Source organism: Nocardia sp. NPDC060249, from assembly GCF_042728755.1.
GTDB lineage: Bacteria > Actinomycetota > Actinomycetes > Mycobacteriales > Mycobacteriaceae > Nocardia.
Genome location: NZ_JBHXAQ010000012.1, coordinates 38,658 through 49,623, shown reverse-complemented (window position 1 = coordinate 49,623; position 10,966 = coordinate 38,658). Strand labels below are relative to the sequence as shown.

The 10,966-nt window shown below is 64.2% G+C and carries 19 protein-coding genes and 1 tRNA gene; all 20 read right to left on the bottom strand.

Going from position 1 to position 10,966, the window contains the following annotated elements:
- Positions 1-27 precede the first annotated feature (27 nt).
- Positions 28-792 (bottom strand): metallophosphoesterase, encoded by a 765-nt coding sequence (locus tag ACFWFP_RS29175; protein WP_379300307.1) that lies wholly within the window; start codon positions 790-792, stop codon positions 28-30.
- Positions 789-1,169: a hypothetical protein gene (locus ACFWFP_RS29170; protein WP_379300305.1), complete on the bottom strand. Its 381-nt coding sequence runs from the start codon at positions 1,167-1,169 to the stop codon at positions 789-791. Before ACFWFP_RS29170 ends, ACFWFP_RS29175 begins: the two co-directional genes overlap by 4 nt.
- A gap of 118 nt (positions 1,170-1,287) precedes the next feature.
- Complete coding sequence (locus tag ACFWFP_RS29165) at positions 1,288-1,650, bottom strand: DUF4326 domain-containing protein (protein ID WP_379300303.1); 363 nt, start codon at positions 1,648-1,650, stop codon at positions 1,288-1,290.
- 68 nt (positions 1,651-1,718) lie between these two features.
- On the bottom strand, positions 1,719-3,311 hold the full coding sequence (locus ACFWFP_RS29160; RefSeq protein ID WP_379300301.1) for a TROVE domain-containing protein: 1,593 nt from the start codon (positions 3,309-3,311) through the stop codon (positions 1,719-1,721).
- A 311-nt stretch (positions 3,312-3,622) separates the two neighbouring features.
- Positions 3,623-3,694, bottom strand: a tRNA-Leu gene (locus tag ACFWFP_RS29155).
- A 129-nt stretch (positions 3,695-3,823) separates the two neighbouring features.
- The gene (locus tag ACFWFP_RS29150; RefSeq protein WP_379300299.1) at positions 3,824-4,465 is read right to left on the bottom strand and encodes a hypothetical protein; all 642 of its coding nucleotides are present in this window, start codon (positions 4,463-4,465) and stop codon (positions 3,824-3,826) included.
- The gene (locus ACFWFP_RS29145; protein ID WP_379300297.1) at positions 4,458-4,619 is read right to left on the bottom strand and encodes a hypothetical protein; all 162 of its coding nucleotides are present in this window, start codon (positions 4,617-4,619) and stop codon (positions 4,458-4,460) included. The genes ACFWFP_RS29150 and ACFWFP_RS29145 overlap by 8 nt, the downstream gene beginning before the upstream one ends.
- Before the next feature lie 142 nt (positions 4,620-4,761).
- The gene (locus ACFWFP_RS29140) at positions 4,762-5,094 is read right to left on the bottom strand and encodes a hypothetical protein (RefSeq protein ID WP_379300295.1); all 333 of its coding nucleotides are present in this window, start codon (positions 5,092-5,094) and stop codon (positions 4,762-4,764) included.
- Complete coding sequence (locus tag ACFWFP_RS29135) at positions 5,091-5,276, bottom strand: hypothetical protein (RefSeq protein ID WP_379300294.1); 186 nt, start codon at positions 5,274-5,276, stop codon at positions 5,091-5,093. The genes ACFWFP_RS29140 and ACFWFP_RS29135 overlap by 4 nt, the downstream gene beginning before the upstream one ends.
- Before the next feature lie 290 nt (positions 5,277-5,566).
- Positions 5,567-5,911: a hypothetical protein gene (locus ACFWFP_RS29130; protein ID WP_379300292.1), complete on the bottom strand. Its 345-nt coding sequence runs from the start codon at positions 5,909-5,911 to the stop codon at positions 5,567-5,569.
- Positions 5,904-6,755: a DNA polymerase beta superfamily protein gene (locus tag ACFWFP_RS29125; protein WP_379300290.1), complete on the bottom strand. Its 852-nt coding sequence runs from the start codon at positions 6,753-6,755 to the stop codon at positions 5,904-5,906. The genes ACFWFP_RS29130 and ACFWFP_RS29125 overlap by 8 nt, the downstream gene beginning before the upstream one ends.
- Positions 6,756-7,006: 251 nt before the next feature.
- Complete coding sequence (locus tag ACFWFP_RS29120) at positions 7,007-7,390, bottom strand: hypothetical protein (RefSeq protein WP_379300288.1); 384 nt, start codon at positions 7,388-7,390, stop codon at positions 7,007-7,009.
- A complete protein-coding gene (locus ACFWFP_RS29115; protein ID WP_379300286.1) occupies positions 7,387-7,626 on the bottom strand; it encodes a hypothetical protein in 240 nt (79 codons plus the stop codon). Before ACFWFP_RS29115 ends, ACFWFP_RS29120 begins: the two co-directional genes overlap by 4 nt.
- A gap of 41 nt (positions 7,627-7,667) precedes the next feature.
- Positions 7,668-8,636 (bottom strand): RusA family crossover junction endodeoxyribonuclease, encoded by a 969-nt coding sequence (locus ACFWFP_RS29110; RefSeq protein ID WP_379300284.1) that lies wholly within the window; start codon positions 8,634-8,636, stop codon positions 7,668-7,670.
- 247 nt (positions 8,637-8,883) lie between these two features.
- Positions 8,884-9,141 (bottom strand): hypothetical protein, encoded by a 258-nt coding sequence (locus tag ACFWFP_RS29105; protein WP_379300282.1) that lies wholly within the window; start codon positions 9,139-9,141, stop codon positions 8,884-8,886.
- Entirely contained in the window at positions 9,138-9,470 is a 333-nt protein-coding gene (locus ACFWFP_RS29100; protein WP_379300280.1) for a hypothetical protein, read from the bottom strand. The genes ACFWFP_RS29105 and ACFWFP_RS29100 overlap by 4 nt, the downstream gene beginning before the upstream one ends.
- The gene (locus ACFWFP_RS29095) at positions 9,457-9,678 is read right to left on the bottom strand and encodes a hypothetical protein (RefSeq protein ID WP_379300278.1); all 222 of its coding nucleotides are present in this window, start codon (positions 9,676-9,678) and stop codon (positions 9,457-9,459) included. Before ACFWFP_RS29095 ends, ACFWFP_RS29100 begins: the two co-directional genes overlap by 14 nt.
- Positions 9,675-10,025 (bottom strand): hypothetical protein, encoded by a 351-nt coding sequence (locus ACFWFP_RS29090; RefSeq protein WP_379300276.1) that lies wholly within the window; start codon positions 10,023-10,025, stop codon positions 9,675-9,677. Before ACFWFP_RS29090 ends, ACFWFP_RS29095 begins: the two co-directional genes overlap by 4 nt.
- A gap of 265 nt (positions 10,026-10,290) precedes the next feature.
- Positions 10,291-10,557, bottom strand: coding sequence for a hypothetical protein (locus ACFWFP_RS29085; RefSeq protein ID WP_379300274.1), 267 nt, complete (start codon positions 10,555-10,557; stop codon positions 10,291-10,293).
- Positions 10,554-10,961 carry a hypothetical protein gene (locus tag ACFWFP_RS29080; protein WP_379300272.1) on the bottom strand — a complete coding sequence of 136 codons (408 nt, stop codon included), beginning with the start codon at positions 10,959-10,961 and terminating at the stop codon, positions 10,554-10,556. Before ACFWFP_RS29080 ends, ACFWFP_RS29085 begins: the two co-directional genes overlap by 4 nt.
- Positions 10,962-10,966 lie beyond the last annotated feature (5 nt).

Genomic DNA, 10,966 nt, shown 5'->3' with positions numbered 1-10,966 from the left:
AAGCATAATCGCGTTACGTCGTATTGTCTATGTCACGACGTGTTCGATTGCACTGAGTTCGATCATTGCCATGTTGTCGGTCATGCGTCCGCCGTCCATGTCGAGGATGTGGACCTCGGTGCGGTAGTCGCGGCCGACCAGGGTGGTGTCGAGGCGGCAGTGGTAGTGGCCGGCGAACAGGTGCGCGGGCTGAACCTCGTCGACGACGCGGCGCAGGAGTTCTCGGTGCTGTTGGGCTGCTGCGATTTCAGACTCCGGGAATCCGACCGGGTTGCCCTCGATGCACGGGATGCGGACACCATCCGGCACGTCGTGGCAGATCATCACATCGGCGTGGCCGCCGTTCGCCGCGGTGACCGCTTCGCCGATGGTGATGGTTTCGCGCGCCCACCATTCCCCGCGGGCACGCCACAACCGGTCCACGCTATGCGCGCCACCGAGCGCCAGGAACGACACCCCCGACCATGTCCACCGGTACCCGCGGGGGAGGTAGATGATGTTCGGGCGCATGGGGATCGCAGTGACGCTGTGTTCGGCGATGAGCGCGCCAAGCCGATCGTGGTCGTCGTGGTTGCCGTCAACGAATGCCAGCGTCAGCCCGGTGTCTTCCAGGGCGCGTTGCACGCGGGCCATGAACTTCGGCGCGAATTTGTAGCCGTAGTCGCCGACGTGCAGGATCGCTTCGGCGCCCTGCTCGGCCGCGTGCTTGATCGCTGCGATGGCGTGGAAGCTGTTGCCGTGCCAATCGCCTGCGGCCATGACCCGCGAGGGGTTGAGAGTTTCCCAGGTCATGACACGGAAAACGTCGGGGTCACAATGAGAACGTCGCCGCTCTTCAACCAGTACTCCCGCTCAGGAAGGCTGAGCCGCATGATGGCTTGGCCGTTGGACCACATCGTCAGGGCTTTGACGTGGGCCATCGGCACCACCTCGCGGCTGCGGTAGCGGGTTCGGATCTGCCACCAGCGCCGCGGCAACGACACCCGCACCTGTTCGAGCGGCATGACGGGGATACGGAACCCGACGGAGCCACCTTCTGCGAACGAGTACGGTTGCCGGAGCCCGTCGCCGAACGCGAGGTTGTCTGTGCAGTCGGGGCCGGGGTCGCCTGTGTGGATGGCGAATTCGACGCGGTCGCCGGTGAGTTCGTCGAGTTGATGCTGGTTCATCGTGAGCGCCGTTCTCCGGTGATCAGGTATTCGTTGAGGTCGCACAACCATTTCGGGGTCCAGCCGAGCCTGTGCCCGAGTTCATCGAGATGGTCGATGACGTGCGCAAGGATCCGCTTCATTGGTTGACCAGTTCGAGAAGCGCATCGGTGTGACACGGTTGATCGAGCGGACACCAGCAGGCAAGGTCACGGCCTGCGAGCTCAGTGACATCGACCGACCCGTGAGCGATCCGTTCGATGAGGTTCTTGCGGTACAGCGCGACCGCGCGCTCAACGGCAGCGGTCTCGGTCGGCCAGATGTGCCGGACCAGAGCCACCGCAGGCTCGGGTCGGACTCGCCAGCCATACGGGTAGAAGCCTGGCTTGTCGACACGCAGCACCTTGTACGGGTTGCCCCACTTCGTCGGGCGGCCCACGTACACGGCACCTTCCGGCATCTTCCAGCCCTTGGTGCGCTGTCGCTGAATACGTTTCGGCATGATCGTCCCTTCGAGTTGCCGAAACGCCCCGCTGATGGCTTAACCCGTCAGCGGGGCGTCATGTCAAGCTAGGCGGCCTGGTCGCCGTTCTGCCACGGCCAACCGCCGTCGGTGCCCGCCTCGAGGAGCGGCACGAGCTTGAAGGTCGAGTCGGTCAGGGAGCCGAACTCGTGACGGTTCGCACCCAGCTCGAACGCGGCCGGACGGTACCCGTACAAGTTGAACCCGTAGACGGGGACATTGAGCGGGACGCCTGCTGTGATCTGCGGGCTGCAGGTCTGCATGTCCGAGATGATGAACACCCGGTCATGACCGTTGTACTGGCGGCGGACCGCGCCCGCGATGTCGGTGCCGTGCCCGACTTCGCCGACACGGTGGATGAACCGGTCGATCTCCCGCATAGCCGACGCGCCCGCCTGCACGTTGTGCTTGAACTCGCCGGACGCGAACCCGTAGATATCGGCACCAGCAGCGTTGCGAACGCCGAGCGCGACACCGAACACTGCGGCGGCCTTGACCATCTGCATCTGCGACTTCCCCGACACGCTGTTCTGCATCGACCCGGAGGTGTCGATCAGGATCAGCGACCGCCCTGGGAGGACTGGCAGGTTGCGCAACGAGTGCCCGAGCGCCTGGTCGAGGGCGTGACCCCAACGCAGCGACGGCGCCGCCTCGTATGCCGACAGGAACCGGAACGGGAACTGCCGCGACTTCGCGACCTCGGCCGGGTCGGCGAGCTTCGCAGCGACCTGCGCTGCGATCTTGTCGGACACGCCAGCCTCGTCGAAGTTACGGAGGTTGCGGAGCAACCCCATGTACCCCATCGACGGAATCATGGCCTCCCAGCGGTCGGCATTCCATGCGCCGAAGCTGCCGAGCTGTTCCCAGGTGATGCCCGCCTTTGCGACGGCGTCGGCGAGGTCGCCGCGCGCAGCCGCTCCGTCGATCGCGGCAGAGGTGACCTGTTTGAATGCTGCGTTTGCGTGCAGCATGGTCAGCGACTCGGGGATTGCGTTGTCACGGTTGTGGCGGCGGTCGATCGCGTGCTGGAACAGGTCGCCCTGTTTCGGGGTGAACTTGGGCGGGTGGCACAGTTCGAGGACGTCAGCGAACCGGAACCCGTGCGAGGCGGTGTCGTACTTGAGCAGCGAACGCTCGTTGTACAGGCGCGTAGCCGCGTCGCCAACTCCGCGCATGACCGACATCGGGAGCTTGCGGCCGAACCGCGACATCCAGTAGGCGAGGAACTCGCCGGGCTCGTCGGCGCGCTGCAGGACCGAGTTGATGGCCTGTCGGTTGCCGCCGTGGATGCCGGCGTCGAGGCGGGCCTTGACGAACTCGGCGGCGCCGACCAGGGACGCGGAGCGCATGTTGCCTTCGGGGCCGCGCATCCAGGCGAGCAGTTCCGCGGTCCAGTCGCCGTCTTTGACGGCCCGGTTCGCGATCAGGTCGCGGAAGCGGGTGTCGCGGGTGTCAGCCGACTCGTAGAAGGTGTTCTCGCCGACGAAGTTCGCGACGGCGAGGAGGAACAGCTCCGAGCGCTTGTCGCGGATGTGCGCCTCTGCGCCCTCGTGGGTGACGGTGGTCTTGCGCGCTTTGGTCTTGATCGGACCGACAGCGGTTGCCGCAGCGCGGACTTTGGTCTGGTTGAATTTGGACACGACGAATGCCTCCCAACAGGATTACTGGATTGTGTTGGGAGGCATCACATTGAGGGTGCTGGCATCAGGGCGGTTCAGGTGTCTTTTTGACGGCTGCTCTACCAATTGAGCTACAGGCGCGGACGCCCGGCGGGACTCGAACCCGCAACCCGCTGTTTTGAGGAAGTAACCCGTACCTTCGGAACAGCACCCATGTGAAGTTTTCTCCCAACCCGAAACGTGCATCCGGGGAGGCAATCACGGAGGGTGCTGACATCAAATCGAGGTAGGAGAACGTAAGCGCTCTAGGCCGCTGAGCTACACAACCCTCGCGGGCTGTGGCGGGATTTGAACCCGCGTCTCTCCTTTAGCAGAGGAAGTAACCCACCTCTACGGAACAGCACCCCTGTGAAGTTGTCTCCCCGAGATCAAGGCGCTCACGGTGTCGTTTCAGCAGAAGAAGTAACCGTGAGCTTCGCAACGGGAAGTTGTTACGTCTCAACATAATGGCTGCGCTACGTCGTGTCAACCCGTTATTCGAGCACCCCTGGCGGGAGCGGTGCCCCGATCAATGCACCGAGGGCCCGGTACTGCTCCGGAGCCCAGTCCATGCCGCACGAAATACACTGTGCCGCACTGAGGTTCGCGCGCAACACGTACTGGCGGACGGTTTCGCCGGCACTGTCCTGGCTCGACATCGTGGTCTCTCCGCAGGACGGGCAGGGGGCGCGCAACTCCCATTCGTGCTCGGCGTTGAGGAGGTTGTGGGCGCGGACAACCCACCCGTTGATGTCGCGGGCGAGCTTGTGCACGTGCGCGACTTCCTCGGGCGCCCAGGTGGCGTCAGCGAGCGCGTACAGGCGTCGCACGGTGAGCGTGCGGCCGGGGACCGCGGCGGCACCGATCGACCACTCCCCCACTTTGCGGTCGATCAGCTCGACAAGCGACATCGCATCCGACCATCCAGGCGCCCGCGATCCAGGCTCTGGGCGGCGCGCGCCACCGGTGTCGGCCCGTTCGCCATATCGGGCTTCGCACAGTTGGTCGTAGAGCGAGTCGACCGGCACGGAGACCGGGTGCCCGTCGCGTTCGATGCGTTCGACCTGCATGCCGACGAGGTCGTGTACTGCGTCGGCGAGTGCGTTGCGGGCGCCGGCGACTAGCTCGTCATTCACGCTGTGCGTTGTCTCCTTCGATGTACGGCAGGATGCGGATCACCCCGTCGGCAGACAGCACGAGCGGATGGAATCCGGGCGTGGAGTAGTCGCCCGGGGTGGCGTCTTCGGTGGGCGCTTCGATCGGTTGGCCGTGGTCGGCTGGACTGGTCATTTCACGCTCCGTTGGTCGTGTTCGGTGTTCGCGGGGTCGGCGCCGCGGGTTCAGCATTCGCAGTCGGCCCAATGGAGCCCGCAGCGTATGCAGTCCTCGCCGTCGAGCCAGTCGAAGTCGTCACCGACCTCGTCACCGGTCATCAGCCGCGGTACCGCAGGTTGCTCCGCTGAGATTCGCGAAGGACGGCGGCGATTCGGTCGGTTGCGTTGCCGTTGATCGTGATCGTGTGGTTCACCGGCGGCGTTGCGGCACGGCCTGCCTCGTACTTCGCATGCAAATGCCTGGCCGCGGCCCTCCAGGACACGGCGATCAGGAACAGCCACATGAAGCCCAGTTGCCCGATCCCTTCGCCGATCTCCCCGGTCGCGAAATCGACGACAGCGATGACTCCGAGGAACACGAAGACCGCCTTCTCAAGCCAGTTGACTCCTGCCCAACCGCGGCGGTAGCTAAATTCGGGGGTGTTGCTCATTCGTTTTCTCCGGTGGTGTCGCCAAATAGATCGGCGGGCGTGATTGGACGGTTGTGGTGCTGCAGGGCGTGGGCCACGGACAGTGCGCGGGCTTCGTCATTGCTGAGGTATCGGCCCCGCCAGATTTCGCAGCCATGGGAAATGCAGAAGAGTTCGATCACGCCTTTGTCAATCGGTGTCATTGATACCTGCCGACGCCGCGATGATCGCTCCAAGAAATCGGGGCACCACGAACCACCAGGTCAACACCGTCAACACGGCTGTGACGAGGCTAATTGCAGTCCTGCTCATAATCGTCTTCGTCCTCGTATCCGAGCCACGGAAATTCAGCGTCGTCACCCACGGGTTCGGTGTATTCCGGGTCCATTCACGGCCTCCTGTTCGACCTATTCACAGGATAGGTACCGAGTCAAACCGTCTTACACACGAAAATGCCCGCCACAGAAAATGTGACGGGCATTCTTCGAATCGGTCAGGCAGCGTCGCGCAAAATCCGCTCCGCGACAAACCGCACCTGGTCCCACCCCTGCGGCGGCGGCCCATCGGGGTACAGGGCGTACAGGATGTGATCGGTGCGGACGAACGCGTTCACGATTCCCGCCCGACGCTGCTCCGCTTCACACAACGCACCAACCAGGTCAATCGTCTTGGCATCAGCAATCGCCCGCGCCTGCCAGAAACGACGCGACTTCCACACACGCCGCAGCAACGATGCAAGTTCGTTGGTCGCGTGCCGACGACCGTGCCGTTCCCCGAAGATGACCGCGTTGTACAGCCGCGCCTGATACGGGGAAATGACATCGTCCATATCAGACATGACGGCCACCGATCAGACCGTGCTGCTCCCACCAGGACACGTAGGTGTGAGTGAGCCAGCGGCCGATCTCGGCGCGGTCCGGCTGCGGCGGTAGGTCGGCGGATTCGCCGAGCCGGTTGAGCTGGTCGAGGAGGTCGGCGGCCAGATCCAGCGCCTCCTCCTTGGTGTGTTCGCCGCGGCGAAGCTCCTGCAACCATGCGCGCTGCAGCGGCGGCATCGGGAGCGTGACACGGCCGGTGGTCAGCAATTCCACGCCCTGCCATCCCAAACGCACCATGTGGTAGGCGAATTTGGTGTCGAAGCCGAACACGTCGACCAGTTCGGGCCGGTTCGTGTGCTTCTTTGCTTTGACGCCGAGGAGCTGATCACGCTGGCTGACCAGGTACCCGCTGAATCGTTTGGCGACCTCGCGCGACAGCCACCGTTCTGGGTGTGCCTGGATGTCGCGGCCGACGTCGGACTGGATGACGAGCTCCTGCTCAGGAATGAAGGCGAGCAGCAGCACGGTCGGATTGCCCTGCGCGGCAAGCGCGGACCACTTTCGCAGCGAATACACCAGCAAGTCGAGGTCGCCGGCGCCGGACCGGACGCCTTCGGGCTGGGTGCGGTAGATGTACTGTTCGAACAGCGCCTGGCCCTGGGTGGTGACCGGAACCGCGGCTGTCGGCGGCTCGATGCAGACGCCCATTTCGTCGCGGTCATCATCACCGGTGGTGACCCCGTGGAGGCCGGAGCCGACCTGGCCGAGGAGCACTGTGTTGCGCATGGCGATGTCGGCGTGGAGCTGGCGGCCGTGCGGGTTGGTGGTGACCGGGTTGATCGGCCACAGGTAGCTGGTGGTCATCGTGGTTGCCTCGTCTTGGTGCGTCGGTTGCGTTTTGGCTGGTTTCGGCCTCGGATCGGGCCGGAGATTCTGGCGATGTCGCCGTAGGTGTTGAACAGCGGGAAGCTGGGGCTTCCAGGAACGGAGAGTGTTTGGCCGGTGGCGGGCCAGCGGATTCTGTGGTGGTTGCGGCCGGTGACGCCGAGGTAGATCCATCCGGCGCGGCGGGCGTGCTGTAGTAGCTCTCGGACTTCTTTCTGGCTGGTCATCGCTCACCACCACACGTGGAGGCCGTACGAGCCAGCTTCGATCAGCCCGCGGGCGTGCAGGTCATCGATGACGGCTTCGAACGGTGGGTAGAAGTCGCGCTCCCAGTGCAGTTTGGCCCGCCACGGGTAGTCGTATTCGCCGATGGGTGTGTTCGCCCACTCTTCGAGGGTGGGAACGCCTTCGGCGAAGCAGGACCGGAATTCCTCGAGAGTCTCCCAGCCGCCTTCGGGGTGCGGCACGTCGAACAGGTGCACGGTGTCTTGCCCCCACCGGCAGTCCTGCTGCTGCTGGAATCGGTATGGGCGGCCGTAGGTTTCGGCGACGAGTTTGCTGAACTCGGATTCGTGGATCAGCGTGACGACCTGACCCACAAGCGGGGCGGTCATGCTGCTTCCTCCACGATTTCCCAGGCGCCGATGGTGACGTGCCGGCGGGCGACCGCAACCTGATATCCGGCATCGATCAGCTGTTTGCGCTGGTTCCATACCGAGACGGAGTCGGTGCCGATGGTGTGTTCTTCGCCGGTGTGCGGGTTGCGGTAGTGGATCTGGTACTCCGGTCTCGATGACGCGGCCTGCCGCACTTCGGGGAGGTACGGTTCGTACCCCAACTCGTCGTCCATGGGTCCTCCTAGCAGCCGTGCGAGTCGGCTGATGATCGTGGTCATGCTGCGGTTTCCTCTGTGTCGTAGGCGATTTCAGTCGGCGGGCTTGGCGCGGTCCGTCGTGCTTTGCTCGAGGCTGCGCGGCAAGTTCGGCACTCACGGGCGCCTCCGCTTGGGCGCCGGTAGACGTTCTCGGGCGTGAACTCGTGGCCGTGCTTGCAGTGAGTGAGGTTCTGGTCTTGGCATGTCCGTGAGCACCACGATGCGTCCGTCTTCACCCACGACTGCGGTCGGCGGAAGCTCGTTCCGCATCCCACACAGACCAGAAGTTTCGTCGTCGCGTCGGTCCTGCATTTGCGGGAGCATCGTGTGCTCTCGTCGCTGGGGTTCGCTTCGAAAGTTTCGCCGCAGTTAGTGCACGTCCGCACCCGGTTAGCTTTCCTGGCATCCGAACGGCATTGGGCTGAGCAGTACTTTTGTCGAGAGGTGCTGTTGTAGATCAGGAAGGGCTGTTTGCACTGAAGGCACGCCTTTTCGGGCCGTTGTATCTTGCCGATTCGGTAGATCAAGATGTCTGTGCGAGCGTTCCCGATGAGGTCGCGTCCACGCCTGCCTGCGATCTCCTCAACCTGGACGTCGTCGTGCCAGGCCACCCCGTTCAGGCCGTCGCAGATCAGCTTCAGCATGTTGTCGACATCGCGACGTTGGCGAGTGTCGCTGAAGAACACGGCCATGACGCCGTACGTGAATTCGTTGTCCGGTTCATGCCACGGGGCGACCTCACGGAAACTCCACGCAACTCGCTCCTCGGCGACACGCGTCTTCTCCGGGGTGTACACACGCGTTTTCGAACCACGGTTCGTGAAGCGCGCCCGCGCCTTCGAAACGGGCTCGCCATCTACGGTGAACCTCGCGATCACCTCGACGTCGATGTACTCGCGCTTGAGCGCGAACAGTGTCTGCTCATCACCGAAATGGATTCGCGGATCGAGAGATTCCACCCCATGGAAATCCGCAGCTGCGGTCACAGTTCCTCCCAGGTGAGGTAGTCGTCGACGGTGGCGAACGAGTCGCCGCATTCGGGGCATTTGATCGGTGAATGTTTCGCGAACCCTTCGCCGAGGAGGCCGAGGCAACCGGCGCACATGAACACGTCGCAGCAGTTGTGCACGTTCGCCCACAACGTCGATGTGGGCGCTGGGGCGAACGGCCCAAATGCGTGGATAGTGGACTCGCACGGGGGTTTCGGGAACAGGTCGGGCCATGGTGCGGCGGTCACAGCAGGCTCACAGTGGCGAGGCCGAGGAGCGAGTCCGATTCGCGTCCGCAGTAGTCGCACTTGATGGTCGGTAGCCCCGCCGCCCATTCAAGGTCGTTGTCGAGGCACTGCTTGCACAGCAGGGCGTTCGCGCAACCGTGCAGGTGGACAACGTATTTAGCGGGCCGTTGACATGTTCCCTTGGCGCCGTCGCAGGTGAGGGCGAAGTCGAGGTGCCGGATCGGGTCACGGTGGCGACGGGTGAGGATCCTCATGCTGCTACTCCGTGGTCGGGTCGCGCGGGCGATTTGGTGGTGTGCCATTTCCGGCACTGGCACAGGTAGATGCGGGTCGGGCGTGCGCCGGGCCGTTGACGACGCAGGAACCGTCCGAGGGCCGCTTCGGCTTCTTCGGCGGTGCCGTGACCCTTCTTGTGCGGGGTCGGGCACGACGTGTCGCGGGCGGCGTCGATGGTGTGCTTGTAAAGCATTGCGACGCAGGACGGTCGGTCGCGTCGCACCGTAGTGAACCCGCATCGGCAGTGGGCGACCCAGTCGGCACCGCGCCGGTAGTCGTCGCGGAGGACGTGTTCAGGTGCGGTCATTGTCAGCTCCTCTGCGGAGGGTGGCGACAAGGGTGTCGAGCGGCAGTTTCGCGCGGGCGGCCAGCAGGATCACGAGGTCGGCGAGCGACAAGACGATGCCGAGGGTGTCGCCGTAGTCGAGAACGGTCGCGATACCGTCGTCGTCACCGTTGTGGCGGGCCGCGACGACCGCGGCCGTGTCGTACATCGCTTCGACCATGTCCGTCATGCCGCCTCCGCCTCCGCCTCGAAAGGCAGGGTCGGGATAGAAGCGAGGTTGACCCGGTTGGGGCTGTCGACTTTGTCGCGGTAGATCTCTCCGGCCCACACGCCGGGGACGGTGTATCCGGTGTGGTCGACGAGTTCGGCGTGGAGGGCGGCGCAGTTCTTGCGCGCAGTCAGGGGGCACGACGTGCAGATCGCGGCGGATGCGGCGCGGCGGCGGTTGGCGGAGTGCTTGTCTTCGCCGGCGAGGAGCCAGTCCCAGCGTGATCCGCGGTGTTTGCGCATCCATTCGGTGTGTTCGTCGGTGGCGCAGGGGGCTCCAGCGAACTTGTTGGGGAGCTTTTCGGTCATTGCTTCACCACGGCGATCACTGGGGCGATGATGCATGCCGCGAGGACGAGGAGAATGGATGCGGCGGCCCCCACCAGCCGGAGCAGGATGTGTTTGCTCATTGGAACCTCCTGGTAGGGGGCCGACGGCCCGTTCAAGATCGTGTTACGTGGTAAATACTACGTCCCATTGTGTCGTGATTCAACAGGTGGAGGTGTGCCCGCGCGGATAGTTCGAGGGCGCCGATCGAGCCGGGATGGTTACCGGCCAGTAAACGCGTGGGTGGTTACGCAGCCTGGTCCATGCGGTCGGGTTCTTCCTCGACGCCATCTGCTTCGTCGGTCGCATCGTCGACTGCTTCGGGGCGCCAGTCTTCGAGGGTCCGCTGCGCGCAAATCGAGTGGAGCGCACGAACATAGTCGTCGACCGCGGCGTCATGCCGAGGCCCGCGCGGGGTGTAGTCGGCGATTTCGGCGAGGTCCTCGACGCGGCGGTAGAGCTTGCTGCTGTACCCGCTGTAGCTGGAGGTCGGGTCGACCTTCTTGGTGGTCATGTGAGGTGTCCGTTCGTGTCGATGGTGAGAGGGTTGGTCAGTTGGTCGAATATGCGGGCTTCGCGTGCGACGACTTGGTCTTCGAGCCACGCGCGGGCTGTCTTGTCGTCGGCGGCGCCGATGACGAAGATCGACTCGTCGGGTTCGAGGCCGAGGAGTTCGGTCGCGACCGTGTCGGCGAACCGGATTCGGCCGGTGGCGAGGTCCTCGACTTGGATCTGCCCGAACTGCGCGCAGTCGTTCCCGATCCACCGGTACCGGTGCGAGAGGGTGATAGCCCATCCTCCGATGCACTGTTCGATGTGGCCGGCGGCGTTGCGGTGCCGAAAGAACGACTGGTTGTGCGTGGTCCGGTGGCGGGTGATCTGGTCGAGGACCGCGCGCAGCAGGGGCAGGGTTTCCATGAGGC